Annotated in this window: 42 protein-coding genes; 19 read left to right on the top strand and 23 right to left on the bottom strand. The window is 67.8% G+C overall.

Going from position 1 to position 26,494, the window contains the following annotated elements; all coding sequences use genetic code 11:
- Position 1: 1 nt before the first annotated feature.
- The 3 genes from FHW12_RS01720 to FHW12_RS01710 form a co-directional block, all read right to left on the bottom strand.
- The gene (locus FHW12_RS01720) at positions 2-178 is read right to left on the bottom strand and encodes a hypothetical protein (RefSeq protein ID WP_182529261.1); all 177 of its coding nucleotides are present in this window, start codon (positions 176-178) and stop codon (positions 2-4) included.
- Between the two features lie 65 nt (positions 179-243).
- Positions 244-1,392 (bottom strand): P22 phage major capsid protein family protein, encoded by a 1,149-nt coding sequence (locus FHW12_RS01715; protein WP_182529260.1) that lies wholly within the window; start codon positions 1,390-1,392, stop codon positions 244-246.
- A 59-nt stretch (positions 1,393-1,451) separates the two neighbouring features.
- On the bottom strand, positions 1,452-2,210 hold the full coding sequence (locus FHW12_RS01710) for a DUF6651 domain-containing protein (RefSeq protein WP_182529259.1): 759 nt from the start codon (positions 2,208-2,210) through the stop codon (positions 1,452-1,454).
- A gap of 184 nt (positions 2,211-2,394) precedes the next feature.
- On the opposite strand from FHW12_RS01710, the gene FHW12_RS01705 reads away from it, so the two are divergent.
- Positions 2,395-2,661 carry a hypothetical protein gene (locus FHW12_RS01705; protein WP_182529258.1) on the top strand — a complete coding sequence of 89 codons (267 nt, stop codon included), beginning with the start codon at positions 2,395-2,397 and terminating at the stop codon, positions 2,659-2,661.
- On the opposite strand, the gene FHW12_RS01700 is transcribed toward FHW12_RS01705, so the two are convergent.
- The 20 genes from FHW12_RS01700 to FHW12_RS01605 all read right to left on the bottom strand — a co-directional run bounded on the left by FHW12_RS01700 (position 2,658) and on the right by FHW12_RS01605 (position 16,598).
- Positions 2,658-3,638, bottom strand: a complete 981-nt coding sequence (locus tag FHW12_RS01700) for a hypothetical protein (RefSeq protein ID WP_182529257.1) — start codon at positions 3,636-3,638, stop codon at positions 2,658-2,660. The genes FHW12_RS01705 and FHW12_RS01700 overlap by 4 nt on opposite strands.
- Before the next feature lie 3 nt (positions 3,639-3,641).
- Positions 3,642-5,045 (bottom strand): DUF4055 domain-containing protein, encoded by a 1,404-nt coding sequence (locus tag FHW12_RS01695; protein ID WP_182529256.1) that lies wholly within the window; start codon positions 5,043-5,045, stop codon positions 3,642-3,644.
- 11 nt (positions 5,046-5,056) lie between these two features.
- Positions 5,057-7,489, bottom strand: a complete 2,433-nt coding sequence (locus tag FHW12_RS01690) for a hypothetical protein (protein WP_182529255.1) — start codon at positions 7,487-7,489, stop codon at positions 5,057-5,059.
- Complete coding sequence (locus FHW12_RS01685; protein ID WP_182529254.1) at positions 7,486-8,004, bottom strand: hypothetical protein; 519 nt, start codon at positions 8,002-8,004, stop codon at positions 7,486-7,488. Before FHW12_RS01685 ends, FHW12_RS01690 begins: the two co-directional genes overlap by 4 nt.
- A gap of 47 nt (positions 8,005-8,051) precedes the next feature.
- Positions 8,052-8,189, bottom strand: coding sequence for a hypothetical protein (locus FHW12_RS01680; protein WP_182529253.1), 138 nt, complete (start codon positions 8,187-8,189; stop codon positions 8,052-8,054).
- 6 nt (positions 8,190-8,195) lie between these two features.
- Positions 8,196-8,642 carry a hypothetical protein gene (locus FHW12_RS01675; protein WP_182529252.1) on the bottom strand — a complete coding sequence of 149 codons (447 nt, stop codon included), beginning with the start codon at positions 8,640-8,642 and terminating at the stop codon, positions 8,196-8,198.
- Positions 8,643-8,652: 10 nt separating this feature from the next.
- Positions 8,653-9,348, bottom strand: a complete 696-nt coding sequence (locus tag FHW12_RS01670) for a phosphoadenosine phosphosulfate reductase (protein WP_182529251.1) — start codon at positions 9,346-9,348, stop codon at positions 8,653-8,655.
- 61 nt (positions 9,349-9,409) lie between these two features.
- Positions 9,410-9,691, bottom strand: coding sequence for a hypothetical protein (locus FHW12_RS01665; protein WP_182529250.1), 282 nt, complete (start codon positions 9,689-9,691; stop codon positions 9,410-9,412).
- The gene (locus tag FHW12_RS01660; RefSeq protein WP_182529249.1) at positions 9,688-9,864 is read right to left on the bottom strand and encodes a hypothetical protein; all 177 of its coding nucleotides are present in this window, start codon (positions 9,862-9,864) and stop codon (positions 9,688-9,690) included. The genes FHW12_RS01665 and FHW12_RS01660 overlap by 4 nt, the downstream gene beginning before the upstream one ends.
- Positions 9,861-10,040, bottom strand: a complete 180-nt coding sequence (locus tag FHW12_RS01655) for a hypothetical protein (protein ID WP_182529248.1) — start codon at positions 10,038-10,040, stop codon at positions 9,861-9,863. The genes FHW12_RS01660 and FHW12_RS01655 overlap by 4 nt, the downstream gene beginning before the upstream one ends.
- Positions 10,041-10,108: 68 nt before the next feature.
- The gene (locus FHW12_RS01650; protein ID WP_182529247.1) at positions 10,109-10,471 is read right to left on the bottom strand and encodes a hypothetical protein; all 363 of its coding nucleotides are present in this window, start codon (positions 10,469-10,471) and stop codon (positions 10,109-10,111) included.
- A 94-nt stretch (positions 10,472-10,565) separates the two neighbouring features.
- On the bottom strand, positions 10,566-11,435 hold the full coding sequence (locus FHW12_RS01645) for a hypothetical protein (RefSeq protein ID WP_182529246.1): 870 nt from the start codon (positions 11,433-11,435) through the stop codon (positions 10,566-10,568).
- 112 nt (positions 11,436-11,547) lie between these two features.
- Complete coding sequence (locus FHW12_RS01640; protein WP_182529245.1) at positions 11,548-11,724, bottom strand: hypothetical protein; 177 nt, start codon at positions 11,722-11,724, stop codon at positions 11,548-11,550.
- Positions 11,721-12,221, bottom strand: coding sequence for a lysozyme (locus FHW12_RS01635; RefSeq protein WP_220484279.1), 501 nt, complete (start codon positions 12,219-12,221; stop codon positions 11,721-11,723). The genes FHW12_RS01640 and FHW12_RS01635 overlap by 4 nt, the downstream gene beginning before the upstream one ends.
- Entirely contained in the window at positions 12,218-12,589 is a 372-nt protein-coding gene (locus FHW12_RS01630; protein ID WP_182529244.1) for a hypothetical protein, read from the bottom strand. Before FHW12_RS01630 ends, FHW12_RS01635 begins: the two co-directional genes overlap by 4 nt.
- 92 nt (positions 12,590-12,681) lie before the next feature.
- A complete protein-coding gene (locus FHW12_RS01625) occupies positions 12,682-13,032 on the bottom strand; it encodes a hypothetical protein (protein WP_182529243.1) in 351 nt (116 codons plus the stop codon).
- On the bottom strand, positions 13,029-13,424 hold the full coding sequence (locus tag FHW12_RS01620; protein ID WP_182529242.1) for a RusA family crossover junction endodeoxyribonuclease: 396 nt from the start codon (positions 13,422-13,424) through the stop codon (positions 13,029-13,031). The genes FHW12_RS01625 and FHW12_RS01620 overlap by 4 nt, the downstream gene beginning before the upstream one ends.
- A gap of 231 nt (positions 13,425-13,655) precedes the next feature.
- Positions 13,656-15,983, bottom strand: a complete 2,328-nt coding sequence (locus tag FHW12_RS01615; RefSeq protein WP_182529241.1) for a bifunctional DNA primase/polymerase — start codon at positions 15,981-15,983, stop codon at positions 13,656-13,658.
- Positions 15,980-16,297 carry a helix-turn-helix domain-containing protein gene (locus tag FHW12_RS01610; RefSeq protein ID WP_182529240.1) on the bottom strand — a complete coding sequence of 106 codons (318 nt, stop codon included), beginning with the start codon at positions 16,295-16,297 and terminating at the stop codon, positions 15,980-15,982. The genes FHW12_RS01615 and FHW12_RS01610 overlap by 4 nt, the downstream gene beginning before the upstream one ends.
- 49 nt (positions 16,298-16,346) lie before the next feature.
- The gene (locus tag FHW12_RS01605) at positions 16,347-16,598 is read right to left on the bottom strand and encodes an XRE family transcriptional regulator (protein WP_182529239.1); all 252 of its coding nucleotides are present in this window, start codon (positions 16,596-16,598) and stop codon (positions 16,347-16,349) included.
- A 109-nt stretch (positions 16,599-16,707) separates the two neighbouring features.
- Between FHW12_RS01605 and FHW12_RS01600 the strand changes: the two genes are divergently transcribed.
- From FHW12_RS01600 to FHW12_RS01515, 18 genes are all read left to right on the top strand, one after another.
- The gene (locus FHW12_RS01600; RefSeq protein WP_182529238.1) at positions 16,708-17,097 is read left to right on the top strand and encodes a helix-turn-helix domain-containing protein; all 390 of its coding nucleotides are present in this window, start codon (positions 16,708-16,710) and stop codon (positions 17,095-17,097) included.
- A 152-nt stretch (positions 17,098-17,249) separates the two neighbouring features.
- A complete protein-coding gene (locus tag FHW12_RS01595) occupies positions 17,250-17,531 on the top strand; it encodes a hypothetical protein (protein WP_182529237.1) in 282 nt (93 codons plus the stop codon).
- The gene (locus FHW12_RS01590) at positions 17,528-17,812 is read left to right on the top strand and encodes a hypothetical protein (protein WP_182529236.1); all 285 of its coding nucleotides are present in this window, start codon (positions 17,528-17,530) and stop codon (positions 17,810-17,812) included. The genes FHW12_RS01595 and FHW12_RS01590 overlap by 4 nt, the downstream gene beginning before the upstream one ends.
- Entirely contained in the window at positions 17,809-18,102 is a 294-nt protein-coding gene (locus tag FHW12_RS01585; RefSeq protein WP_182529235.1) for a hypothetical protein, read from the top strand. Before FHW12_RS01590 ends, FHW12_RS01585 begins: the two co-directional genes overlap by 4 nt.
- Positions 18,102-18,335 carry a hypothetical protein gene (locus FHW12_RS01580; protein WP_182529234.1) on the top strand — a complete coding sequence of 78 codons (234 nt, stop codon included), beginning with the start codon at positions 18,102-18,104 and terminating at the stop codon, positions 18,333-18,335. Before FHW12_RS01585 ends, FHW12_RS01580 begins: the two co-directional genes overlap by 1 nt.
- 226 nt (positions 18,336-18,561) lie before the next feature.
- Positions 18,562-18,771 (top strand): hypothetical protein, encoded by a 210-nt coding sequence (locus FHW12_RS01575; protein ID WP_182529233.1) that lies wholly within the window; start codon positions 18,562-18,564, stop codon positions 18,769-18,771.
- Positions 18,768-19,151: a hypothetical protein gene (locus tag FHW12_RS01570; protein WP_182529232.1), complete on the top strand. Its 384-nt coding sequence runs from the start codon at positions 18,768-18,770 to the stop codon at positions 19,149-19,151. The genes FHW12_RS01575 and FHW12_RS01570 overlap by 4 nt, the downstream gene beginning before the upstream one ends.
- 23 nt (positions 19,152-19,174) lie before the next feature.
- Positions 19,175-19,468: a hypothetical protein gene (locus tag FHW12_RS01565; protein WP_182529231.1), complete on the top strand. Its 294-nt coding sequence runs from the start codon at positions 19,175-19,177 to the stop codon at positions 19,466-19,468.
- Positions 19,465-19,680, top strand: coding sequence for a hypothetical protein (locus FHW12_RS01560; RefSeq protein WP_182529230.1), 216 nt, complete (start codon positions 19,465-19,467; stop codon positions 19,678-19,680). The genes FHW12_RS01565 and FHW12_RS01560 overlap by 4 nt, the downstream gene beginning before the upstream one ends.
- A 328-nt stretch (positions 19,681-20,008) precedes the next feature.
- A complete protein-coding gene (locus FHW12_RS01555) occupies positions 20,009-20,410 on the top strand; it encodes a DUF7173 family protein (protein ID WP_182529229.1) in 402 nt (133 codons plus the stop codon).
- Between the two features lie 3 nt (positions 20,411-20,413).
- Entirely contained in the window at positions 20,414-20,638 is a 225-nt protein-coding gene (locus FHW12_RS01550) for a hypothetical protein (RefSeq protein WP_182529228.1), read from the top strand.
- A 137-nt stretch (positions 20,639-20,775) separates the two neighbouring features.
- The gene (locus tag FHW12_RS01545; RefSeq protein WP_182529227.1) at positions 20,776-21,540 is read left to right on the top strand and encodes an ATP-binding protein; all 765 of its coding nucleotides are present in this window, start codon (positions 20,776-20,778) and stop codon (positions 21,538-21,540) included.
- A 41-nt stretch (positions 21,541-21,581) separates the two neighbouring features.
- Positions 21,582-22,133, top strand: coding sequence for a DUF669 domain-containing protein (locus FHW12_RS01540; RefSeq protein WP_182529226.1), 552 nt, complete (start codon positions 21,582-21,584; stop codon positions 22,131-22,133).
- 63 nt (positions 22,134-22,196) lie between these two features.
- Positions 22,197-22,685 carry a hypothetical protein gene (locus tag FHW12_RS01535; RefSeq protein WP_182529225.1) on the top strand — a complete coding sequence of 163 codons (489 nt, stop codon included), beginning with the start codon at positions 22,197-22,199 and terminating at the stop codon, positions 22,683-22,685.
- A 118-nt stretch (positions 22,686-22,803) separates the two neighbouring features.
- Positions 22,804-22,953 carry a hypothetical protein gene (locus FHW12_RS01530; RefSeq protein WP_182529224.1) on the top strand — a complete coding sequence of 50 codons (150 nt, stop codon included), beginning with the start codon at positions 22,804-22,806 and terminating at the stop codon, positions 22,951-22,953.
- A 6-nt stretch (positions 22,954-22,959) separates the two neighbouring features.
- Positions 22,960-24,036 (top strand): hypothetical protein, encoded by a 1,077-nt coding sequence (locus FHW12_RS01525; protein ID WP_182529223.1) that lies wholly within the window; start codon positions 22,960-22,962, stop codon positions 24,034-24,036.
- Positions 24,037-24,323: 287 nt separating this feature from the next.
- Positions 24,324-26,306 (top strand): DNA cytosine methyltransferase, encoded by a 1,983-nt coding sequence (locus tag FHW12_RS01520; RefSeq protein ID WP_182529222.1) that lies wholly within the window; start codon positions 24,324-24,326, stop codon positions 26,304-26,306.
- Complete coding sequence (locus tag FHW12_RS01515; RefSeq protein ID WP_182529221.1) at positions 26,303-26,473, top strand: hypothetical protein; 171 nt, start codon at positions 26,303-26,305, stop codon at positions 26,471-26,473. The genes FHW12_RS01520 and FHW12_RS01515 overlap by 4 nt, the downstream gene beginning before the upstream one ends.
- Positions 26,474-26,494: the final 21 nt, after the last annotated feature.

The raw sequence follows: 26,494 nt of genomic DNA, 5'->3' as shown, positions 1-26,494 counted from the left end.
GTTAGCCCACGCGCTTCCAGCCGACGCGCTCGTGCGCCTCGACGGTCGTCGGATGGACGTGCAGCGTCGTGCCGTCCTTGAACATCGCGACGAGATCGACGTCGTCGTGCACGGCCTGCTCCGGCTGCGCGTTCCCGTCCTCGATCTTGTCGTCGTGCGCCTTGGTGTTCTTCGCCATGATCGTGCTCCGTTGCCCTTTGGAAACTGCGCGCCCGGGTCTCCCGCAGGCGCGCAGGTGATGCGTCAGCCGATGAGCAGCGCGATGTGCTCGGGCTTGATGGCCTTGCAGCCCCAGGCGAGGCAGACTTCGTACTTCACCTGGCGGTACTGGCGGTACACGCGCACCTCGAACGTCAGGCCCGTGATCGGGTCCGTGATCGTGGTGGCATCGTCGGCCGAGTCACCGCCGGTCGGAACGGCCGGAGCACGCGCGGCGAGGATGATCGCGGAACGCGCGAATCCGACGTTCGGCGTGTAGCTGTTGCCGATCGTCAGCGCGTTGCCCGTCGGAATCGTCACGAGCGCGCCGGGCTTGTTCAGCGAGATCGTGCCAGGAGCCGCGACACCGGTGCCCACGACGTACTTGTTCGCCGAATCCGCGGCGAAGGTCACGACGTCGCCGGCAAGTACGGTGCCCGTGCCGGTGACGAGCGCGATGTCCGTCACGCCCGCGGCGGTCGAGCCCGAGGTCACGTAGCTGGCGCCGGTACCCTTGGTGTGCAGAGTGATGCCGGCCGAGTTGCGCAGCGCGAAGCCCTGCACGCGGTCGGTCATGCCGTTGCGCAGCATGTCATTGGACCCGGCCTCGTTGACCTTGAACAGCACGGACTGTTTGCCGCGCAGGTTCATCATCGCGGCCGAGCCGAGCGCGAGCTGCAGGTCGGACTTCGGCGCGCCGTTGTCCTCGAGGATCTTGAGCACGCCGGCGAAGTCGGACAGGTCGCCGGCGGTCCCGAACGGCGCGGTGCCCGCGGTGCCGTACGCGCGCGAAGCGCCCACCTTGGCACACGCGGCGAGGTCGACTTCCACCGCGTTCACGAGCTTGCGCATCGCGTCGGCGAACTGGTCGGCGAGCACGCGGTTGTAGGTTCCCGTCGCGCCGACGCCGCGCTCTTCTTCGCCGTTCCAGCGAACCGGCGCCGCCTTGGACTTCGTGATGGTGACGTCGACGTAGCCGACGGTCGTGTCGCCAGAATCGGCCGGGTTGACGCCGGGCGTGATGTCCTCGAGCGCGCCGGCGACACCGAGCGGAACGCGCACGGCCTGGTTGACCGCTGCGCGCTCGGCGTTGCTGTCCGAACGCACGGCGGGAATGAAGCCGACCATTTCGCGCGAGACGACGTTCATCGCCTCGTACAGGGTCGGGATGATGCCAGTCAGCGTGTTTGCCATGACTCGTGGACCTCAGTTTCAGATGGACGTTGACGCCGACTGGTGCCGGCTGCCTTGGATCAATCGGTGATCTTTCCGCCGCCGGCGAAGTGATCCGCCCTCGCCTTCGGATCGAGTGCATCGAACTGCGCGCGCGTCAGGGTCTTGCCGCCCCCGCCGCCACCGCTGCCGCCGCCCGCGGGAGTCCCGCTGCCGCCGCCGTTGGTGGCCTTGAGGATCGAGTCCTTGTGCGCATAGCCGTTCACGAGGATTTCGCAGGCTTCGTCGAACGTTGCATTCGTGCCGGGGTTGGCCTTCGACATGATCGGATTGCCATTGGCATCGATCGCGACGAGCTGGCCGTTCTCGACCTTGAAGTTGCGTCCGAACGTGGCCTGCACCATGTCCGCCGGCACGGCGAGCTTGTCCGCGATGAACTTCGACCGGAGGAACGCGTCGCCGACGATCTTCTCGTCGAGCTTGCGGCTCGCCTCGGTCGCAGCCTTGTTCGCCGCGTCCAGCTTTTCCTGCCAGGTCTTGTTGCTCTCGCTGAGGCGACGCTCGAACTCGGCGGCGTCCTTCGACTTCGACGAGTCGTAGTTCTTGACGGTCTCGATCGCAGTGCGGGCGGCCTCGGGCTCGATGCCCTCGAACGCCTTGAGCTTCGCTTCCGCCGCCTCGTACCGTTGCCGGTTCGCCTTGGCTTCCGCGTTGCGCGCCTTGATCGTCTCGACCGTTGCGGCCGCGTCGAACGGATGTTCGGAGCCGTCCTCGTGGACGTACACCGGCTTCCCGTCCTGCAGCACCGCATTACCCTTGTCGTCCAGCTTGAGCTTCATGGAAACCCTCTCGGCATCCGCCGTTTGCGTGGCCATTCCGGCCGGAACCCGCGCGCGCGTCTGCACTGCCGCGGCTTTGTGAGCGGCACTGTGTCTCCCATGGGTGTTGACAAGCTACTGCGCGTAGTCAACGCGCGGGACTATCCTTCGGCTCGGCAATTGCGCCGAATGCTGCGGAGGTCACATGTTCCCGTTGAAGAACAGCAACTACAGTGCCGGCGAGGCGAGCTTCTACTTGCGCGAAGGGCAAGACGTCGACGCACAGTGGCAAGGACAGAGCGTGGTGAAAATTCCCGCGAAGCAAGTCGATACGATCATGCGCAGCGGAGACGACGCCGAGATCGAAGGTCTTGCAGATTCGCTCTTGGCTGCATTCCCGGAAAAGCACTATGTCGATCGCGACCTGCTGGCGATGTGGCTTGCAGTCTGGCGCAATACGAACTACCGCTAGCCGCGCTCGCGCAACTCCGCCAGCGTGAGCGTCTGCCCGCGCTGGCCGATGAGGTCCGACAGCGTGATCTTGCCGCCGCGCCAGAGATCCGCGCGACCGCGCCCGAGCAGCTCGTCCTGCGTCGCCTTCGGCTGCTTCGCGAGCCACGTCGCGAAGCTGTCGCGCTGCGGGCCGCCATCGGGCGGCGGGCCGTCCGGGTACTTGTGCGGCAGCAGGATCGACCGGCAGCGCCAGTGCCGCGGCGGCGGGCGCTCGATCGGGATCGTGTGCCCCATCGGCTCGAAATCGAGCGTGTAGAGCTTGCCAGCGCGCACCGCGCAGCCGATGGTCGTCCGGCTGTCGAGGATCGAGAACCACTCGAGCGCGTTGACGCCGGACGCCGCGAACGTGGCGAGCCGGCCCGCGTAGGCGGCCGTGTGCGCGGCCGTGTCGATCAGCGCTGCGGCGTCGTTGCGCGCCTTCTCGATCAGCCCCCCGCGCAGCGTGCGCGGGTTGCCCACGATGGCCTTCGCGGCCGCCTGCGCGGGCTGCGGCGTGGTCGCGGCCGTCCGCACCGCGCTCGCCATGCGCCAGGCCAGTTCCTCGCCCTGCCGCACCCACTGGTCGCGCAGCGGCGCGCCCTGCACGAGCAGGCCGGACATCGCCTCGTCGATCGCGGTCGCGCTCGCAACGCGTGGCGCCGCCCCTGCCCCGCTCGCCCACTTCGCCTCGATCTCGGCGAGCTCGACCAGCGACGCCGCCTGCGTCTCGTACATCGCGACGTAGGACTCGGTCACGGCGGCCGCGATCTCGCGCACGAGCGCCGCCAGCGCGCGTCGGTTGAGCGCATCGAGCGCAGCCGTGCCGAGGATGGCGCGGATCTCCGCGGCGAGCGATCGCAGCTCGCGCGCGTTCTCGGCCTCCATGCCGTTGACGGCGCGCAGCAGCGCGAGCGCGCGGCGCGTGTAGCGATCGGCGTCGGCGCTGTCGGCGGCCATGGCTTACGCGGCCGCCGCGGGCGGCTTCTTCACGACCGGCGCGGGCGCCACGGCCGGCGGCGGCTGCGCGGCGATGCGCTCCTGTTCTTCCGCCCAGGTCAGAGACTCGTCGATCAGCCCGCGGCGCTTGGCCTCGTTAAACGCGGTCTCGTCGGAAAGGATCGCCGCATCGCGCAGGTTCGTGACGATGCCCATGCTGTCGACCGGCGCGAGATCGGCGTCGAGGTTCGGTTGCAGCTTCACCGCGCCGCCCTCGGTCTCGCCGCGCCATTCCGCGATGAGGTCGAGCATGTCCGCGACCGCGTCCTCGAATGCCCGCGTCATCTGGCCAAGGTCCGAGTTCTCGCGCGCGGCTTCCTCGCCCGCCTGCAGCTCGTTCTTCGCGACGTCGTTCGTGCGCAGGAGCTTCGCACCGGCCTCGCGCATTTCGGCCTTCAGCTCGCGCAGCGCCTCGCGGCCGGCTCCGATCGCGGCGCCCGAATGCTCGACGTACTTCATATCGCCGCCTACAGGCAGCTTCACCGCATGCTTCGCGCCGATGACGATATCGTCGCCATCCTGCACGCCGATCACGCACAGGATCGGCACCGACGCCGTGTCGACGAGCCCGTCGTTGCTCGACTGCATCGCCCAGTGCTTCGCGTTGAGGTACGCCAGCTCGCGCAGCGGCGGACGCGCTAGCATGTAGCCGACGCGGCCGGTGTAGTAAGTGACGAGCGGAATGCGCTTGAGCGGAAGCGTCGCGCGGCTGTCCGTCAGCTCGACCCACTTCTCGCCGGACTTCTCGTACGTCACGACGACCGTGCCGTTGCCGGCCATCGTGTAGACGCGCACCTGTTCCACCGTGCCGACGCCGAACTCGCCTTCCTCGCGCTCGACGCAGAACCGCACGCGCAGCTGCACGAGCTCGCCCTTGCTGTTCGTGCGCCAGCCGATGATGTTGCGCGGCGAAATCTTGACCGCGTACGGGCGCACGCCCTTCGCCTTCTGATCGGCGACCGTGCGCACGCCTTCGGCCGGCGGCGAGTCGATGAGCACGTGCGACAAGCCGTACTCGAACGCCTCGCGGAACCAGTCGTAGCAGAACACGTGCAGGTTGCGCCCCTGTAGGTCGATGTTCGGCAGGACTTCGTTGCGAATCCACTCCGGCGTCTTGCCCTCGTCGACCACTGTTTGCTTCGCGAACACGCGCCCGACCATGGACTGCACGGTCTCGGTGAAGGCCGGGAACAGCGTGGCGACCGCAAGGCGGCACTTGTAGTCCTGGTCGACCTCGAGCTTGCGCTGCGGCAGGTATCGCTTGCCTGCCTGGCGCATGCCCTGCGTGCCGCCGCGGAGCGCGTCGATGAGATCCCAGTCGTCCTGCATCGTTGCGATGCTGTAATGCGGGGTGCTGACGTCGGTCATTGTTGTGTGCCTCAGAACGGAAGGGCTTGCGTGCGCACGGAGCGCGCGGTGGCGAGCACGCGGTAGCGCGTCTCGTCGTGGATGTGGTCCTCGGACTCGGTGTCGATGTCGTCCGGGTCGTCCTCGTCCCTCGAGGTCGACGGCACGAGGCGGATGAAGTCGCGGCAGCGGTCCATGACGAGGAACCCGGGCTTGCCGTTGTCGTGCAGCGATGCCTCCATGCGCTCGCGCATCAGCTCCCACCCGTTCTTGCGGCTGCCCGCGCGCTTGTCGGCCGGCTCCCACCGAATGCCGATCTTGGCCATGTTGTCGGCGATGCTGGCCTCGTCCGTGACGTCGAAGATCGACGAGTCGGCCGGGCCCGGCTTCACGCGCTGCGCGATCGCGAGATCGACCTGGCGCTGCTTGATGCCCTCGGCGACCTTGCCCGCGGTCAGGCGCAGGCCTTCGTTCGCCTTGCCCGTGCTGCCGTACCACTCGGCGAGCCGAACGAGCGTGCCGCGCGGAAGCGTGCGCTGGCGGCCGGCGATGATCGCCGGCGACCCGTCGGACTCCGCCCACCAGCCGACGGAGAACGGCCGCGAGCTGCCCCAGTCGAGCGAGCGGTCGATGCGCCAGCCGGCCGGGATGTCGAACACCGGCACGATGTGCGCCTCGGGCTTCCACAGGTCGTCGAACATACCGCCGCTCGTAATCTCCCACGAGCCGAACAGCCATGCCTTGCGCTTGTTCGGGTCGCTGATCGCGCGCAGCTTGGTCAGGTACTCGGGATCCGCGGCGAGCAGGTGCGTGTTCTCGAGCAGCGAACTGTGGATATTGACGCGCTCGGGCTTCCCCGGCTCTCGGATTACCGTTCCAGACGGGGCCGGGTCGATGAAGCGTTGCTTGACCCACGTGTTGCCAGAAAGCCAAACGCTGCCGTTCTGACGGATGAAGAACGAATGCGTGTCAGCGACACCGATGCAATACACCTCGCCGTCGAACGACTCGCGACGAACGTTAACTGACGCGCAGCTCGACTTGACGTTGTACCGATGCTGTCCGGTAACGAGCTGAATGGTTCGACCGCGCTTGAAGTGAACGGTGTACGACAACCCGTCGCGATTCTTTCGCGCTCGGCTGCTGACGTTGACCGCGTATCCGAGCTTCACGAACAGCTCTGCCATGTCGTCAGCTAGCCGCTGCGACGTCGTGTAGTAGCAGCCCCCCGTTCCTGACCAATGCCCGTCGCCATTCATTGCCGCTGTGCAGAACGCGGTGATCTGCTCGCGCGAAGCGTTCTTTATCTCTGCCGGGACGTACTTGTCGCGACACTTCCCGAACTGCCGCAGGTACGCCCACCAATCGGGCGCGTACACCGTCACGTCGTTCGCATTCCAGCTCTGCTTGAAGCCGCATTCGTCCAGTAGCGCGGCGATGCGTTCGCGATTCTTGGGCTTCATCTGTGCGATATTGAAAGCCTTGTCGCGATCGATCGTACTCCCCTCCGACAGGAACCAACCCATCAGCTCGGCGAACTGCATTCCGCTGATTCGCGCTGGCTGCTTCACGCGACGCGAACGCGTCGGATACACAGGGCACTCAAAAATCCTGATCGGCTCCCCATCGAACTCGGCCGTGCGAAGAATGTCAGCCTGACCAGGCAATTCCTCGAACGGAACGAGCGTGTACGCTTGGCCATTCTTTCCTCCAATTTTCGGAAGCGAATGATTCGGCGTCATCGCCATGAATATCCCGCGACCCTCGCGGTACACCATGTCGCCGATGTATTTTCCGCGGTATAGCTGCTCGACCGTTTTCTCGACGATCGCGCCAGCAGAATCGACCGAATACACCGTGTCCCCGATCTTGATGTCCTTGATGTCACGCCAGCCGTTCGGAGTGAGCACATCGCCATAGGGAACGCAGTGCCCGCGGCCGTACGGGTTGCACGTCGCGCGGTACTTGCGCGGCATGCCGGGATGCGACGAGCGCGAGCACGCGAACATGCTCTCGTAGCACTCGGCAGTCGGCCAGTTCGTCAGCTCCTCGAACCCGATCCACGGATACTCGTGGCCGTGGTAGTTCCAGTAGTCGTCCGGCGTTTTCATGTGCCGAAGCAAGAGCTGTTCGCCGCCTGGGAACGTCCAGGTGTAGTCGCTGGCGTTGAACTTCGCGCCGGGGAAGATGCGATAGAACAGCTTCTTCGACTTCGCGACGACGTCGGCGAGCTGCGGGTAGGTCTGGCGGAACAGGATGCCGCGCCACGCCGCGCCGAACCCGCGGCCGACGTGCTGCGCGTAGTCCATGAGCAGAGCATCGGTTTTCCCGCCGCCACGCGTCCCCTGCAGCAGGCATTCGTAGATCGGGCACGACAGGAAGATAACCTGCGAGCCCGGGTGCGGCGCCCACACGATCTCGCCGCGCACCGCCTGCGTCAACGACTGGGCGGCGAGCGAGGTCATGCGTCCGGCAACTCCGAATCCTTCTCGCTCTCCGCGAGAGCACGCTGCTGCGCCTCGGCCGCCTTCGCCCATTCCTCCGGCGTGACCGCCGCGGGGACCATGAGCACGCCGCCGCGCTGTTCGACCTTCGCCTCGACCTTCTTCGGCGCGTCGATGCCGAGGAGCGCGGCGCGGCGATCCATGATGCGCAGGCACGCGTTGATCGCGTTCAGATCGCCGGCCTGCGCGTTGAGATAGGGCGTCGTGAACATCGCGTCCAGGCGCTCCAGCTCGAGCACCAGCACGTCCTCGGCAGGCTCGCGCGTGATGCGCTTTATCTCCGCGGTGACGGCCTCGTGCGCGCGCTGGCGCGACGTGAAGCCGCACTCGCGCGCGATGTCCTCGAAGTTCATGCCCTCCTTGCGGAGCTGCAGCGCCTTCGCGTTGCGCTCGCGGCATGCGATCGTCTCGGGCGCGGTCGACGCGCCGTTGCTCAGACGGCGCTTCTTGCCCGGCGTGCTCTTGCGCTTGGTCATGGCGGAAGGGACGACAGCGCCATAGTGGTCGCTGCCGTCCGTAGCCCTCAGCTGCCGGACGTGCGGGACGCCGCAGCGGAACCGGCGCGACGCGCGCCGCCACGGCGCTGTGCCGTGATCTTCGCCGCCTTCCGCTTCGGCTTGCCCTTCGCCGCGCCCTTCTTCTTGCCGATTCGCGTTGCCATGTCGTATTACCTCTTCTTGTCGATGAATTCGACCCACGTCGGGTCAACCTTGGCGCTCGTGTTGTAGGGCACGTCGGCCGCTGGCAACGAGATGCCAAGCTGTTTCGCCACGACACGGCCGTCGATGTACTTGTCGCCGTGCAGCAGCAGGTTCAGTGCGCCGAGGAAGGCTTCCTTCTGCTCACGCGTCTGGAAGCACAGGCAGCACCAATACTCGGAGTCGGTGGCGAGTTCGAAGCGACGCGACTCGGCCTTGGCGCGCTCGCGGAAACCGCCGACAAGCGCATCGAGGTCCGCTTTCGCATCGGCCTCGGTGTTGCCGGTCGGCTCAGGCATCGCGACGAGCTTCGGCGGCGGATTGCGCCTGCGCTCCTTCGCAGCAGCTGCCTCGATGAGAGCGGCCGCGGCCTTCTGCCGCGCCTCGCTGCGCTTCGCATCGGCTTGCGCACGCATGGCGCTCCGATCAACTGGCACGTGCGTACTCCCATCGTTTGATTTCGAGTTCGCACAGCGGAAAGAACTCGAGAACGCGCCGGTAGTCGCGCGGGCGGTGCCGCTTGAGCGGCAGCAGGAACCGCAGATCGAGTCCGTCGAACGTGCGCCCGAACATCGCGTAGTCGACCGGCAGCTTCACGCCCTCGCGGCGGAAGCAGTCGACGAGTGCCTGCTTGTTCCAGTCCCACACCGGGTGGTACTTGTGCTGCGACCAGGTGATGGGCCCGTGCTTGTTGATCGCGACGCGGCGCAGCGGCGAATCGGCGGCGCGCACCCCAGTCGCATACAGGATGTCCTCCTGCAACCCATGGTCCTCGACGATCGCGTCGTGGATGTCGTTGTAGCTGTGCTCGCCGAGTTCGGCCTGCTCGATCACCGCGCAGTGCTCCGGCGGCTGGAACATGAAGCCGTTGAGCCAGGTGTGCAGCGCCGGATGCGGCAGGCGGATGATCTTCGTGCCGAAGAACCGCTCGTAGTAGTCCAGCGATTCCTCGACGAACTCGAGTCCGGGCACCGAGTACAGGTAGAACGGGATCACGCGGTCGAAGTGCGGGCGGATCGCGATCCACGCGGCGATGGCATCCTTCCCGCACGAGAACGCCAGCAGGGTTTCCCGCTGGTGCTGTCGAACTCGGGCGATGGTTTCGGCGCCGGAAAGCGGCATGGATCGGTGCTCTACTGTGCTCGGTAGAGCATATCCTACTACATACGGCAGTTCCAACGCGTCAGGGTTTGCTGCGCAGCGCCCGCTTGTCCGCGTTGCAGAGACCGAGCGCGAGCCGCGCGTCGTCAAGCATGGCCGCGACCTGGCCATTGCAGTACGCGGGCTGCCCCTTCCGCGTGCACGCGGGCGCCGGTGGCGGATCGGCCAGTGTGTCGGCCGTGAGCACGGGGTCGAGCGGCACGCGGACCTCGACGGGCACGCGCACCACCTCGTGCTTCACGATGGGCGGCTGGTGCGCGCAACCGGCGACGAGCGCGGCGGCGAGGATGGTGTTGCGCTTCATCGTGCGGCTCCTATCCGTTGTTCGACTTCATCAGCCGTCGCGAGCACGCGCTGCGCGAACGCACGCGCCTCGTCCGGCGGCAGCAGGCGGTACGCACCGCCCACATAGATCCCGATGCGGCCGTCGTGCGTCGGGCCGACCTCGGGCTGGCGGGATATGGCTGGCGCGCTCATTTCGGCAGCATCGCTTTCTGCTGCGCGAAGGCGAGCGAGCCGACGAGCTGCGCGTAGTTCATCGACCGCCCGGCGACGTGCAGCGTGATCTCGCCGGGCTCGGTGATGACCACGGAGATGACGTTGCCAATCGGCTCGGCGTCCGGCCGGTCGATTGCATCGGCGAGCGCGCGCAAGCGTTCCGCGATCGCCGCGTTGCCGGGCGAATGGCACGTTGACGTGCGCAGCGCCGTGACGGTCGCGCTCATCGCACGCGCACGCCGCACGCTGGCTGCGCTGCCCAGTCGCGGCACTCGCCAGCGAGGCGCGCTGCGAGGCTGGCGACGTCGCGGTCATGTTGCCGCTGCAGCGTCGTGCGCTCCGCATCACGCACGGCCGTCGCCTTCGCGGCCTCGGCGCGGTCGAAGATGCGGCCGACGTACGACTCGGCGACCGCGTCCTGTAGCGCCTTCACCGCGGCCTGCCCGCCCGCGTTCGCGTTCTCGACGACAGCGATGTCGCCGGCGCGCTCGCCCGACTTCACGCCGGAATGGTGCAGTTGCCAGGCGTTGCCGATCAGCGACAGCGCAAGCGCGATCGCGAGGTACTGCGTCAGTCCGAGCTTCACGTGGAACCTCCTTTGCGCAGTGCGCACCACAGGATCACGAGCGCGACCGCGGCAGTGGCGATGGAGCCGAGCACGTAGCCGAGCAGGAACATGGTCAGTTCCTCCATGCGGCCGCGGGACACAGCACGGTCGTGCACTCGAGCGTCGATGTCGGATCGGTCTGCATGATGTTGACGAAGTAGTCCGTGTCGGGCTGCAGGTTGCAGGCGGTCGCGGGACTCGTATCGGCGAACTGCCAGTACACCATCGGCACATCCGCGGTCGGGACGTTCTCGGCGAGGCAGCCAGGCGTCGGCAGGTAGAGCCTGAAGTCACCGCACCCGCGGCTGATCGCCATCGTGAGGTTTGGACCCGCGTTCGCGCTCGGTGCGACAAACCGGCTCGCGAGCCCGGGGAACGGATCGACGGGCGTGCGGAAGTGCAGCGCGACGTAGCTGGTGCGCCGGAACCATCGCAGCGTAGGCGCGGAGCCGGCGACGCCGGGCCACGGCGTAACGGCATCGGTCGCGCTGTTGTGCCCCCAGACGTTGTCCCACTCGGTCATGGCGACGCGGTAGCGCACGGGCCAATGCTGCGCGCTGTAGTCGACGTCGGAGAGCACGAGGCGCGTACGCGGCACGCCATCGGGGGCGATCGGATCGCTGCACGCCCATGCGTTGACGTCGAACCCGTCGGAGAACAGCCCGTTTGGCTCCAGCTGCTGCGCGAACGCGGTCGCGGAGATCAGCAGCAGACCCGCTGCCGCGACGCCCTTCGCGATCGCTACAGCCTTCGCTGCCGTCTGCACCGCGTAGCCCTGGGCGACGATCGCGCCGACCTGACCGACCATGAATGCCCACGTCGTCGCCGATACGACGGCGACCCATTGCGCGCCGTCGATAAGTCCGCCCTGCCAACGCAGGAGCGTGGCCAGCACGATCACGAGGATCGCGAGCCCCAGCTTGCTGCGGTCGGTGTCGTTCATAGCGGCGTCGCCCACATACGGCCGCGCTCGTCGAAGCGCCATGTGCACGCGAGCATCGGCTGGCGCGGGAACAGGATCGCGGCGCGGATGGATTCCCATAGCAGGTTGCGTTTCATTGCGGCTTCTCCACCAGGTTGATCGCGTTGGTCGTCCGCGCGCGGCGGTTCCATTCCTTGCGCATCGCGTCGAGCGCGGCGTGCTTCGCCTTGACCTCGTGCGCGAGCTGGCGGATGCCGTCGCGCAACTGCGCATCGGTCATCGCTTTCGCGCGCGCGGTCGTGTCCTTCACGCGGTCGGCTTCCAGTCGTGGCCGAGACACATTTCGCGCTCCGCGGTGCGCCGCTTCACGAGCCCGGGCAGTTCGACCTTGACGCCGATCACGGGCACGGTCGCCTTCGTCCAGCGCATGAGCTGCTGGCAGAACACCGCACCGTCCGCGCCGGCATTGACGAGCCGCAGCATCGTGGAGCCGCAGAACGCGTGGCCGCCCGCATTGAACGCGAACGACACCATCGCCGCGGCCTCGTACGGCTCGACCGGCACGCGCACGCACTGCGCGACCGCGGCGTACGCCTCGGCGAGGTCGCCATCGAGCAGGCGGCGGCACTCGTCAGCCGAGTACGATCGTCCGAGCGTCACGTCCGGGCCGGTGTGGCCGTAGCACGCAGTCGGGATGCCGACCGGGTCGCGGTACGTGTGAGGGACCATGCCCTCGAACCACATGACGCACGGACTCGCGACCGCGAGGACCGCGCTCATCACGCCGGCGGTGAGCTTCTGCTTCACGGGCGCCCCTTCGGGGTGGCCTGCATGGTGGGCATGCGGGTGCGCTTCTCGAGCGCGTGGTCGATCTCGATCGCGCGCACGCGGTCGTCGATGGCGCCGATGGCGCGCTCGGTGCTGCTGATGCGCTCCTTGAGCATGTCGTTGGCGACCTTCGCGTCGGCCTTGGAATACGTGCCGGCGGCTTGGATCTCGATGTTCTGCAGGCGGGCATCGATGAGCGCGTTGCTCTTGTCGACGCGGAGCAGCGTTGACCCGACCCACCACAGGAGCGCAGGGATCACGGCGCCGAGAACGATCGATTGGAACCGTCGCTCGCGCGCGACGCTTCGTTCCTTTTTCTGCTGGAGCATGTCGGTGTTCTCGTTCATGCGTGACCTCGTTTGCGAGTCGTGGTCAGGGTCAGGGAATGGGTGGACTGCCGGGCCTGCGGAGTCCGCAAGCGTTGGCTCGATCAACCCACTCACGAGCCCCCGAATGCGGTGCGCGACGCGCCAGGCCCGGCACGTCCTGCTGAGGGTTGTTTCGTACCTACGGCGTGGACACCCCCTGCTGGTCCGGAGTCGACTTTCGGCGCGCTGTTCGTTGACTTGCCACGAACGCGGGTCAACACGCGGTGCACGAGCGCGACGTCCACGTCGAAGATCTTCGCGATCGCCCGCATGGACAGCTGGGCCTCGCGGGCAGCGACCATGAGCCGGTCGCGCGCCTCGCGCTGGCACCGAATCGCGATGTCGGCGGCGACGCCGGCGTCGTCGAGGCGCAGACCCGCGTTGTGGATCGTGTGGATCAGCTTCGCGCGGTCGCTGCTCACGGTGTCGTCTCCCCTGCCCTCGTGCGGATCACCACGACGCACCCGCCGCCTTCGATGACCTCGCCGCGCTCGATGACGAGCCGGTCGACCTGCGAGTCGTCCTCCCAGACCTCAGCGTCGGTGAGCGCGTCGAGCAGGCCCTTCATGCGGTTGTCGATGTCGTAACGCGCACCTGTCGGCGCGAACAGCCCGACGGTGACCGCGAGCCGACTACGCAGCGGTTCAGCCAGGCGCCCTGCCATGCGCTCCTTGCCGAGCGCGCGCTTGACCGCCTTCCGATACGCCTTGCCCTGGGCGGACACGTACGGCGACGCCTTGCCCTGCCGTACGGCGGTCCGCCAGTAGTGGTTCACCGATGGCGGGAACGGCAGATGGAGGGTGAGGTCGGGCATCGTGATTTCCGTCTATTTCGTCGATTTGTGTCGAAACGCGATCGACGGTTATGAGCAAGCTGTATCAAGGGTTAGAAGGTAAAAATTAAAATCGTCGATACTTTTCTATGTCTCTCTGGACTTCACATAGAAATAGCCCCCGCCGCGATTTCGACGATTTAGCTCTCAGCGAGTTGTGGTGCCGCCTATAACCGTCGATCAGGTTTCGACGGTTTCAGACGGTTTAGACGTTTATTCCTCGTCGCCGGCCTCGACCGCGACCCATGCCTGCCGCTTCCGGCCACGGCCGGAGAGGCCCGCGGACTCCACGAATGCGATGTCGCCCTTCGCGACGAGCGCGTCGAGCACGGTGCGGCGCTGGCGCAAGTCGAGGCCGTTGTAGAGCGCATTGGCGCGGGCGAGCTCGCGCTCGGTGCGTCCCTTCTCGCCGCCCTTCGCGATCGAGCGCAGGACATCGGCCTGCCACTGGGCGAAGCGCGACCCGTGCATGTGCTCACGCACGGCCTGCACGGTCCGGCCGGTCCAGTGGCGCACGTAGCGCACGGCATGGTCGACGAGGTCGGCGGTGATGCGCGGAGTGGCCGGATCGACCGACACGGCCAGGATGCAGGCGAGCCGCAGCACCTTCTCGACGCTGCGGCCCTCGAGTTCGGCGATGCCCTCGTCGTCGAGCGCGTCCATGGACTGGAGCACGTCAGCCTCGTAGGCGCGGATCGCGCGCATCGAGGCGAGGTCCATGGGCACGTTCGTCGTGGTCGGGCGCTCGCCGGCGCCATGGCCGCGCGCCGCGAGGTTGCCGCGGTCGGAAGCGTGGTTGCGCGACGCGTTGATCCAGTCGACCACCGAGGGCGGGACGGGCGTCGCGAACTTCTCGCCCATCGGCTGACGGCCGATGTCGGTCTGCACGCAGAGGAGGCGCGGCAGGAAGCCGCCCTCGATTGCGGATCCGGTGAGCGAGCCATAGAACGTCGCCGGCGTGGTCATGCCGAGCAACGTGATGGCCGGGTTGTAGACGACGCGCTTCAGCATCGCCTCGGCGATCTGCGGCGCGAGGTTGGCGGTGCTGTAGGCCTTCGGGCGCATGATGCCGTGGCAGTTGCCCCAGGACTCGACGAGCGCGGTCATCGCCGCGCGCGCGTAGTGCATGCCCTCGGACTGCGCGTTGCCGAGCAGCGCGCCGAGTTCGTCGATGAAGGCGATGTGCGTCGGCTGCAGCAGCAGCGACGAGAACACGGCGCTGTCGCTGGCGTAGCCGGATTGGCCGAGCAGCTCGGGCCATTCGGCCTCGGCGAGGATCGTTTCGATCGCGGTGCGTCCGTGCTCCTTGCCGCAGCCGGACTTGCCGACGAGCACGAAGTACAGCGACGTGAAGTTGCCGAACGGCTGCGCGACGTAGCGCCTGCCCGCGATGACCGATCCGAGCGCGAGCGCGGACGCGACCGCGAAATCGGGTTGCGGCTTCGCTGCGGTGGCCAGGGTGTAGCGGATGACTTCGCCGAGCGCGCCGGGCAGCTCGTGCAAACCCATGTCGCCGGCGCTCTGGACGTCGGCGACCGGGCGCGCGACGCGCACCGATTCCGCCGGCACCGCGACGCGCGGCGATTCGCCGGTCCAGCCGGCCTGCGCCGCCCACGCGAAGATCGACTCGACGTGCAGGCCTTCGCGCTGGCCGAAGCTGGCCCACTTCCGCCGCGTCGCGTTGACGTTGTACTTGAGGCTCCGCTGCGACCACGCGTCCCACAGCTCGAACGCCTCGGGCGCGTCGGTGGAGTGCAGCGCCATGCCGACCTGGAACCACGTCTCGTACGGGTCCGGGTCGAGGTGCTGCATCGCAGCCTGCAGGTCGACCACGCGTTGCGGCGAGAGGTAGCCGGCCGCGCGCACGCCCGCGCCGCGGAGCACGAGCGTGTCGGCGGACTTCGGCGTGACGAGCCATTCCGGCGCGGGCGCAGGCGTCGCGCCCTCGAGCGGGTCGGCGTCGGCGAGCCAGACGTAGGTGCCGCCGCTGTGATGGCGAGACGGCTCGGCGACGATGTAGCCGCCGTTGCCCTTGACCTGCACGCCCTTGCCGGGCGAGCGGATGACCTGATCGGCGACGTACTGGAACACGACGTGCTGGCCGCCGCCACCGGTACCCGCAATGATGGTATCGGGCATTTGCCCGCCATTGCGGTCGACGAAGTCGGCCCAGGTCGTGTCGCCGCCGTCGCGCGGGTCGATGTCGACGACGACGATGCCGCTGATCTCGCCGGTCGCGACGCCGATGTTCAGGCGCGGCTCGGTGGCGAACCAGCGGCGCAGCGTGGCGGCGTCCTTCGACGCGGACAGCGCGCCGTGCGGCGCGAACAGCGAGTGCGGATGCTTGCCGCGCGAGTTCGGCGACAGCACGAACTCGGTGCCGTCGGCGCGGCGATGCGCGGTCTGGCCATCATGGGCGAGGCCGCAACCGCATTCGCCACGCTCGTCGACCCAGTAGAGCGGAACGACTGCCCATCCGCGCGCGGCGTACGCCAAGGCATAGTCGGCTCGGCTGCGCCCATCCCCCGATGCGTCGATCATTTGCATTCCGGGCGGCCCTTGCCGCTCAGCATCGTGTCCGCGTAGTCGCGGAGCAGGACATGCAGCGCGGAATGCGTGCTCACAGGGACGACGACCATGCCGTCGGGATCGAGCGGAACGACGGTGAGCCCGAGGGCCGAGAGCACGCGCGCGGTTTCGAGGATGTCGAGTCCGCCGCCGTCGGGCGCGCAGGACTTCCAGCGGGAGACCCGCGTATCGGAGATCCCGGTTTCAGCGGCGACGGCGGACTGCCCGCGCTCGGCAAGCGCACGAAGGATCGCGGTTTGGATCGCCTGCGCGCCGGGCTCGCTCATCGGGCGCTCCGCATGGCGGCGGCGGCGATCTTGCGAGCGTTTGCGCGGCTCATGCGGCAGCCTGCGTCGTGTCGTCGGCCGCGGCTGATCCGTGGCGACGGCGGCAGAGCGTGCGCCGGTGGAGATTCCAGAGGCGCACGGCGACCATCCCGCGCGGTTCGCGTCGGCGACCGTGCTTGAGATCGGAGATACCTTGGATGCTGAGTCCGACCGATTCACCGATGAGCGTCAGCGACAGGCCGAAACGCTCGAGTTCGATTACTCGGGCCGACCAGTCGTTTTCGTCCTTTTCATGCCTCATGGATTCCAGTCTACCGCCGGCGGTAGGTCGTGCGCAACCGTGTGCGGTCCCCGCCGGCGGTAGTGACGATCCATGCGCCGTAGTAGCTGAGAGCCGGCATCATCCCGCCATGCCTAACAAACCGATCGTCAAGCCCGCGACGGCCATGGCCGCCCGTATTCGCGCTGCCCGTGAGGCGGCGCAGCTCACGCGCCCGCAGGCCGCGAACCTGGCCGGCATCCCCTACAACACGCTCGTGAACCTCGAAAAGGGCACGGTCGCGCGTTCGATGCAGTTGCCGAAACTGGCGGCCGTGTACGGGGTGAATTCGCTGTGGCTCGAAACAGGGCGCGGCCAGCGTGCATCGAAGGCGCCGGTCTCCCTCTCGGAAATCTCGTCGGGCGATGACCGCGAGTCGCGGCTGATCGCGATTTTCCGCACCGCCCCGGAGTCGGTGCGCGATGTCATCCTGCAGCATGCCGAATCGCTGGCGCAGCTGACCCGAAAGACCCTGAAATAGCGGGCGCCATCGCCTACCATTGACAGCACCTATCGGAATACCAGTTCCGATAGGTAATTTTCATGACGCACATCTACTGCACACGGTAGACATGCCTGCTCTTGGGTGATACCTTTCTACTGCCGGCGATAGACCGGCGGAGAACGGAACCCATGAGCACGAACCCGAACGCGAACCCGAACGCGAACCCGAAGGCAACGCACTGCGCCGCGATCCCCGACCATTGGGGCGCTCGCGCGATCGAAGTCATCGCCATGCCCGCGCACCCGGTCCCCGGCCTGCGCCGCCCGAATCCCCCGCTGGTGATGCTCGCGATGCTCAGCGGCTTGGCGATGGTCGGGCTCAACACGACCCGCGCCCGCGAACTCGCCGCGCTCCTCAATCAGGTTTCCGACGAACTCGACGCGGCTGACGCGCAGCAGGCCGAGGCATGAGCGCGCAGCACACGCCGACGCCGTGGCATACCGGCGAGGGAAAAGCCGAGCGGATCATTTACGCCGACGACGGTTTCGCAGTGGCGGACGCGGCCGTATTTCACGGCCGTCACGTGGAATCGCCGGCGAACAACGCCGCCTTCATCGTCCGCGCCTGCAATGCGCATGACGAGCTGGTCGCGGCACTGCGCCGCGCCGTGGAGGCGGCTGAGGCTCGGATGCCGAACGCGACGTTCCTCGCTGACGCCCGCGCCGCGCTGGCGAAGGCAGGTGCGCCATGACCGCCGCCGCCCACGATCAAGCCTCGATCCTCGACGAACTGCGCGACCTGCGCAGCGGCGTCGAGAACTCCGGACCGAAGGCATGGCGCGCGTTCCAGTTCGACGCGCATACCGTGACGGTGCGCATGCGCCACATCGGGTTCGGTCGCCACGGCCGCATCGTCCTGTTCGTGCACGACCCGCGCGTCGAGGCGTATGCCGGCGAACTCCAGTACGCGACCACGGACGAGGCGCTTGCGAAGGCGGCCGCCGCGATCGTGACCGGCAACTACATGGAGCACGCGCCGTGATGAATCGCGAAGCTCTCATCGACGCTGCCATCATCGCCGTCGAGTACGAGCTGCGCATCTTGCGCCGCAACTACTCGCTCGACACCGCATCGCTTCGCTTCGACCTCGCCAGTCCGCTGCGCTACCGCGACGCGCTCGACCGAATCGAACGCGACTACAACATCGACGTGTGCCTGCCGATGGAACTCATGGAAATGCTGCACGAGCGCCCGGCGCTCAAGGCGGTCGCATGAGCGCGCAGCACACGCCGACGCCCGCGCAGGCGCATGCGATGCATTGCATCAAGACGCGAGAGCCAATTCCACGAATGACGCGCGGCCGACTCGCGCATATGTACTCGAAACTTGTGGCGCGCGGATGGGCGGAATATTGCCGTGTCGGCGACCGCACAGACGGCCCGCATGCGTGTGTGAGGCTGACGGGTGCCGGAAGCGCCGCGCTGGCGAAGGCAGGTGCGGCATGAACGCACGCGACTGGACGCACCCGGAAAACCAAGAGGACTACGGCGCCGCGGAGAGTATCAAGCGTGCGGTTTGTTCGGCGATCGAGCACCACCGCGAGCTAATGCGCGTGTTCGCCGGGATGAATGAGCGCACGGCCTGCCATTCGCGCTGGCATCGTGACTTCTATCTGCGACGCGCTCGTCGCATCAAGGCAGGTGCCGCATGAGCACCGAACGCATCGACGTGGAAGCGTTGCTTGCCGCGATTGACCGCATGCCGGACATCGTGAATTGCGCGTCCGTTCACTATGCGGAATGGTGCGACGCTCCGGCACGCAGGGGATACGAACCTGACCCGACCGTCGTGCGATGGGTCGGAGAGGTTCGCAGAGCGCGCGATTCAATCGCTTCTATCCTCGCCGAGGTCATCGAGCGCCGGGCGCGTGATGCCGCTGTGGCAGAGCTGGTGGAGGCGGTCAAGAAGGCGCTGACGCACTCCGATCGCGTGAGGGACGAACGCCATTTCGGCCTGCGCGACAAACCAACGCAAGCGCATTACAACCGCATCGTCGCCGCCCTCGCCGCCATCCAAGGATCGCAGCCGTGAGCGTGCTTCCCATCCTGTCCGTCATGCGCCACTGCGCGACGCGGCTCGACATCGCTGCGGACCACGCCACAAACGAGGTCAGCAGCATCGATCACCGCGGGGCTGCGCGCGAACTTCGAGTTGCGCGGGCTCGCGTCGAAAGCGTTATCGCGGTGAGCGCGGCCTACTTCCGCGACTTCTGCGTTGACGAGTCGCGCGACGAACTCGTGACCGATCCAGACGGCAAGCGTCGCGGCCGCATCACCGGATGCAGCGCGGAACAGCACGAAGCGGCGAAGCGTCTGCGCGCCGCGCTCGTGCAGGTCGGTGCGCTGTGACCGCCCTCGCCGCTCGCCGCCGCAAGTCAGCGATCACGCGCGACACGCGCTGGCGCGATCGCAAGGGCCGTGAATGGAAGCACTCGCGCCGAGTCGCTGCGGGGATGCACGACTGCGAGACGGTCGACGGGCGCTTCGCTGGCATGTGGACCACGGACGAGATCCGTGCGGCGCTGGACGGCTACGCGCCGACGACGGAGCGCAAGCCATGACCGCGCGCCGCGCACTCGCGTTCTTGTGGGAACTCACGATCGCGACTCTCGTAGTCGTGATGCTCGGGCTCACGTTCGGCCTTTCCCTGCGGTGGCCCGCATGAAGCGGACCACGACATCCGCACTGCCGCGAGGCAGCGCATCCCGCCCGACCCCAGTCCGGCGCCTGGTTTCCGTGGCGAGTTCCCCCGCCACTACAGCAGGAGCGCGCGGCGCGCTGGAGCAACGCCGCGACCTTTCCGAGGCCGACGCATACGCACTCGCTGAGTGCCTGGACGGCGCGCCCGAACCACTGACGTTTGCCGCGCGACGCGGCGAGTGAGGAGCCATGGCTTTCGAGAACATCAACGCGGCCGCCGACCGGCTGCAGCAGTGCAAGGCCGCCGAGAATGCAGCGCGTGACGCGCGCATCGCGGCGGAAGGCGAGCTGATCGCGCTCGTCGGCGTGAAGGACGAAGGCGCGACCACGTTTCGCAGCGACCGCTTCAAGGTCACGACGACCGGCAAGCTCAATCGCAGCGTGGACGAGGCCGTGCTGAAAACGATCTGGCAGCACCTGCCGGACGCGATCCGCGACCGCGTGTTCCAGTTCAAGCCGGCCGTGTGCCTGTCCGAGCTGCGCTACGTCGAGCGCAACGACCCCGAGTTGCACCACCGCATCGCCGCCGCGATCACGGTCACGCCGGCGAAGGCGGCCGTGTCGATCGAACCCATCAACCTGACGGAGTGAGACATGAACGCCGAAGTTACCCGCCGCGGATTCCTCGACATGCAGGTTTGCGTGCCGCGCGACTGGACCGATGACCAAGTTCTCGCGTTCGCCGAGCAGGAGAACCCGTGCGGCACCGCCGACGGATGGCATATCCGGCGTCAGGGCGACGAGGCCCTCGCTGGCTGCGCCGAACGCGTCCAGTGCGAATCGCATGCGGACAACGTCCACGTGATGCTCGACGCCTGACAGATCACGGAGCGGAATGCGCAGGCTGATGCGCAGCCCGAAAGGGAGTCGGCGGGAGAGGAATAGTGCCCGCGAAGCCGGAGATCAGCGCCGGCCCGCTCCTCCCAACATGAATCCCATCACGGAGTAACCCGAACATGGCCATTTCCCTTTCCAGCATCGCTCGCACGACGCGCGCCAGCGCGCCGCCTCGGATCGTCGTGCACGGCGTCCAAGGTGTCGGCAAGAGCACGTTCGCCGCGAACGCGTACAAGCCGATCTTCCTGCCGTTCGAGGATGGACTGACCGGCATCGAGACGGACGCGTTCCCGCTCCTGACCACGTTCGAGCAGGCCGTGCAGGCGCTCGACAGTCTCGCCAACGAGCCGCACGAGTTCGGCACGGCCGTGCTCGACTCGGTCGACTGGCTGGAACCGCTGATCTGGAATCGCGTCGCACGCGACGCCGGCAAGGACTCGATCGAGGCGATCCCGTACGGCAAGGGGTACATCGAGGCGACGTCGTACTGGCGCGTTGTGCTCGAAAAGCTCAACGCGGTCCGCGCGCGCGGCATGGCCACCATCCTGATCGCGCACACCGAAGTGAAGCGGTTCGACGCGCCCGACATGGATGCGTTCGATCGCTACGTGCTCAAGCTGCACCGCGGCGCCGCGGCGCTCGTCGTCGAATGGGCCGACATCGTCGGGCTCGCCCAGGTCGAAACCGCCATCAAGAAGGAAGCGCAGGGCTTCCAGAACCGCACGCGCGGCATCGCCACCGGTCGCCGCGTGCTGCGCGTCAACGAATCGCCGGCGTACATCGCGAAGAACCGCTTCGGCCTTCCCGATCCGCTGCCGCTCGACTGGTCTGCGCTGGTGCAGGCCATCACCCCGCCGGCGCCGGCCGAACCGGCCGCCGCCTGATCCCCCGCAACCCCAACACCAACCCGCAAGAGGACACCATCATGGCTTTCATCGGTCAGTACGTCGATCCCAACGCTCAGCCGGCCACCGATTTCTCGCCCGTCCCGTCCGGCGAGTACGTCGCACAGATCATCGACTCGGATCTCAAGCCGACGCGCACGAACGACGGTCAGTATCTCGAACTCACCTATCGCATCGTCGAAGGGCCGATGACCGGTCGTCAGGTGTGGGCTCGCCTGAACCTCGACAATCTGAACGCCGACACCGTGCGTATCGCGAACGAGCACCTGGCGTCGATCCGCGCCGCCTGCGGGCTGCGTGAGTCGCCGGACTCCGCAATGCTGCACAACATCCCGCACATCATCCGCGTCGAGTTCATCCCGGCCGGCACGACCGACCGGCGCGGCCGCGTGCAGCAGAAAGACGGCAACGAGGTCCGCGGCTGGAAGCGCATCGATGGCGCGGCGACGGCTGCCGCTGGCCTTCCTCCGGCACCGGCTACGCGCGGCGTCGTCGGCAACGCCGCACCCGCCGCGCCGGCCGGCAAGCCGTCGTGGGCTCAGCCGCGCCCGGCCGGCGACGCCGCGGCCTGATTCACTCCGCCCCGGCGCGCCCGCACGGGCGCCGGGCTTTTTCGCGATCACCCCGGAGTACCCATGGACAACGAAGCGAACGCGACGGCAACCGTCGCGACCGAGGTCGCCGCCGAAACAATGCTCGGCGACCTCATGAAGCTGTGCATCGACGAGATGAAGGCCGCGCCCGACGTGTGGCAGAAGCTCGGCGAGGCCGAACAGCAGAACGTCATCGACCGCGTGCGCGAGCGCGTCCGCAACGCCGTCGAGGAATCGGTGCGGATCATCGCGACGCAGGGCTACGCGCGCATCCGCGGCACGCTGGAGAGCATCACGGTCAAGGACGGCATCAAGGCCGTGCTGTCGTTGCCGCAGTTCGATCCGAAGCGGCACGAACTCATGGATGCGCAGGGCTCCCGCGTCTACATCGTCGTCGCGGACGTCGAGGCGTTCTCCGGCGGCGGCAGCGACGTGAAGCCGGAGCCGGACCAGGGCGCGCTCGTGCTCGACAAGATCGACAAGATCGGCAAGGCCGCGAAGTCGAAGGGTGACGGGAGCGAGCCGGCATGAGCGACCGCATCTACATCGTGAAGGGAACGGGCGCGCGCTGGACGGACAGCGGCACGCCGCGACTCGTCCGCGCCTGCAGCAGGCGCAGGCGATTCGCCATGTCGCCGACGACCTGCTCGTGGCCGATGTCGCGAGCCAGAACGAACTCGTCGACCTCGTCGGTCGCGGCATGAAGGTCGAGGATGCCGCGGTGGCGCGCGCGCTGCAGGATGCGGCGAACGCGGCGCCGCCGGCTGGCTACGAGCACTCGTTCGGCAAGAGCGAGTAGACGCCCATGGTCGCGATCCCCGCCATCGCCGATCCGACCATCGATGCCCTGCGCGCCGCCGTCGAGGCGCGCGCAGCGGCCGAGGAACCGCGCACGTACCTGGGCATGTCGTCGATCGGGCGACCGTGCGATCGCGAGTTGTGGCTGACGTTCCGATGGGCCATGCCGTCGCCCTACTCCGTCGACGCGCTCTGGCGCTTCGAGGACGGCCACCGCAGCGAGGAAGTCATGGCCGCGCGCCTGCGACTCGTGCCCGGCGTGCACCTTCGCACCGTGGATCCGCGGACCGGGCAGCAGTTCGGCTTCGCCGACCTCGGCGGCCATTTTCGCGGCCACTGCGACGGCATGGTCACGGGCCTCCTGCAGGCGCCGAAGGCGCTGCACGTGTGGGAAGGCAAGGCGACGAACGAGAAGAAGCACGCCGACCTCATCAAGCTCAAGCAGAAGGTCGGCGAGAAGAACGCGCTGCACGAATGGGACTACACGTACTATGCCCAGGCTGTGATGTACATGGCGTACGCGGAGGCGCCGCGGCACTACCTCACGTGCTCGAGCCCCGGCGCGCGAGCGATGGTCGGCGTGCGCACCGACGCGAATCTTGACCTCGCGCGCACGCTGCGCGATCGCGCGGAGCGGATCATCACCGCGGCCGAGCCGCCGCCGAAGCTGTCGGACAATCCCGGCTGGTACCAGTGCAAGATGTGCCAGCTCTACTCGCTCTGCCACGGTCGCGCGATGCCCGCGGTCAACTGCCGCACCTGCGCGCACGCGACGCCCGAGATGGACGGCGACGGGCGATGGTCGTGCGCGCGGCGCAAGCGCGACATCACGAAGGCCGAACAGCTCAAGGGCTGCGCCGGCCATCGCTACATCCCGAAGCTGATCCCGTTCGCCGAGGCGGTCGATGCTGACCCGGTAGCGAACTGGGTCGAGTACCGCATGCCGGACGGCCGCACGTTCCGCAACGGCGATCCCGCGGCGAACTGCTACACCTCGGACGAGTTGCGCGTGATCGACCCCGCGATGATCGGTGACGCCGGCGCCGACCTCCTGCGCACGGCATTCGACGGCCGCCACGTCTAAGGCAGCGATTTCGCCCCTTGGGACGGCTTGACACAAACTACTGCGCACAGTAGATTGGATTCTGCCACTTACGGCTACGCAGCACGAACGGAGTTGGACATCATGACCATGCATCGGCACGCAATACCGCATCGCCGCGCGCGCGCTTCGCGCCGCACGGAACGCCGGGCGGGCGTTGCCTACCTGGGCGCGCCGGCCTCCTTGATCGAGCGCCCGCGGCGCTGTCGCCGGCGCAGGCCGGTCGATGGCGGTACGACGCCGGCCGCTGCGATGAAGGATGCGCCGTGATGCGCGAGCAGCGTGGTTTCCACTTCCCTCGCCGCGTACTCGCATCAGCGTTGCGCCCTGGCGAGATCGTGGTCGACCTATTCGCCGGCGGCGGCGGGGCGAGCGAGGCGCTGCGCCAGGCGCTCGGCCGCGATCCCGACATCGCGATCAACCATGACGAATGGGCGATCGGCATGCACGCGGCGAACCATCCGTTCACACGGCACATGTGCGAGGACGTCTGGGAAGCGGATGCGCGCGTCGAGTGCGGAGGCCGGCCGGTCGGCTGGCTGCACGCGTCGCCCGACTGCACGCACTTCTCGCAGGCGAAGGGCGGGCAGCCGCGATCGCGCGCGACGCGCTCGCTCTCGTGGGTCGTGACGAAATGGGCCGGCGCGGTGCGCCCGCGGATCATCAGCCTCGAGAACGTCGAGCAGATCCGGAAGTGGGGGCCGCTGAGGGCGAAGCGCGATCGCGCGACCGGTCGCGTCGTCAGGCTCGACGGCACCGTCGCGGCGCGCGGCGAGCGCGTGCCAATCGGCGAGCAGTTCCTGGTCCCCGATAAGCGACACGAGGGCCGCACCTGGTGCGCGTTCATTGCGTCGCTCTGCCATCTCGGCTACGTCGTCGAGTGGCGCAAGCTCCGCGCATGCGACTACGGTGCCGGGACCAGCCGTACGCGCCTGTTCCTGATCGCACGCCTCGACGGCGAGCCGATTCGGTGGCCGGAGCCGACGCACGGACCCGGGCTCGTGCCGTTCGTGACCGCAGCCGACTGCATCGACTGGTCGCTGCCGACGCGATCGATCTTCGATCGGCCGAAGCCGCTCGCGGAGGCGACGATGCGCCGCATCGCGCGGGGCATCCGCAAGTTCGTGCTCGACGCGGCGCAGCCCTTCATCGTCGAGTACTGCGCGCCGGTGCTCACCGAGCACGCGAACGCGTCGCGCGCCGCGAGCTGGCGCGCCGACGAGCCGCTGCGAACGCAGTGCGCGAACGTGAAGGGCGGACACTTCGCAGTCGCGACAGCGACGCTCGTGCAGACGGCGCACGGCGACGGCGACGGCACGACGAAGCGCCGCGGCGGTGGTCACCACGACACGCAGGCGCCGCTGCCGACCATCGACCGCACCGGAAACAGCATAGGCGTCGCCGCCGCGACGCTGGTGCAGACCGGCTACGGCGAGCGCGAGGGGCAGGCGCCGCGCGTCCCGGGCCTCGACAAGCCGCTCGGAACCGCCGTCGACGGGGTGAAGCATGCGGTCGTCGCCGCACATCTTGCGAAGTTCCGCGGCGATAGCGCCGGCAGCGCCGCGACAGAACCAGTGCCGACGATCACGTCTGGCGCCGGAGCAGCGCGCCCGGCTGGTCATGCGCATGCGCTCGGCATCGTGACCGCCTTCATCGAGCAGGCCGCCGGCGGACCGAACAGCAACACGTCACCGCCGCGCGCCGCGGATGAGCCGCTGAGCACGATCGTCGGCAAGGGCTGCACGCAGCGCCTCGCGATGGCGCACCTCATGCACGCATCGACGTCGAACGTGAACGGCGGGCGTGGTCGACCGGATCTGCCGCTCCGCACGATCCTCGCCGGCGGCGAGCACAACGCCATCATCGAGTGCGAGCTGTCGCCGGAAGCCGAGGCCGGCGCGCTCCGGGTCGCCGCGTTCCTCGTGAACTACTACGGAAACGGCCAGGCGCTCGACCTCGCCGAGCCCGCCGACACGATCACCACGCGCGACCGCCTCGCACTCGTCACCGTGCACGTCCGCGGCGTCCCGTACGTGATCGTCGACATCGGCCTGCGCATGCTCAAGCCGCACGAGCTGTACGCGGCGCAGGGCTTTCCGGCCGACTACATCATCGACCGCACCGCCGACGGTCGCGCGATCAACGGCACGCGCGCCGTGAAGATGGTCGGCAACAGCGTGAGCCCGCATCCACTCGCTGCGCTCGCGCGAGCGAACCTCGATAACGCTGCCGAGTCGAGGGCCGCCGCATGACCCCGCGCCAGCTCGCCGCCACCGAGTTCGTCGGCGCCTTCGAGGCGATCGCCTACCTGCGCGGTCGCGATGCCGCGCTGCGCGATCCGCGAGTCCAGGCGGCGCGGCGACGGTACCTCGACGAGTGCACGGCCAGCGCGCTCGAAACCCTATCGGTCGCGGCCTGACCGCGGATCACCAAGAGGACG

Source organism: Dokdonella fugitiva (genome assembly GCF_014138265.1).
Classification (GTDB): domain Bacteria; phylum Pseudomonadota; class Gammaproteobacteria; order Xanthomonadales; family Rhodanobacteraceae; genus Dokdonella_A; species Dokdonella_A fugitiva_A.
The sequence above is the reverse complement of the archived record's forward strand: the minus strand, read 5'-3'. Positions and strand labels throughout refer to the sequence as shown.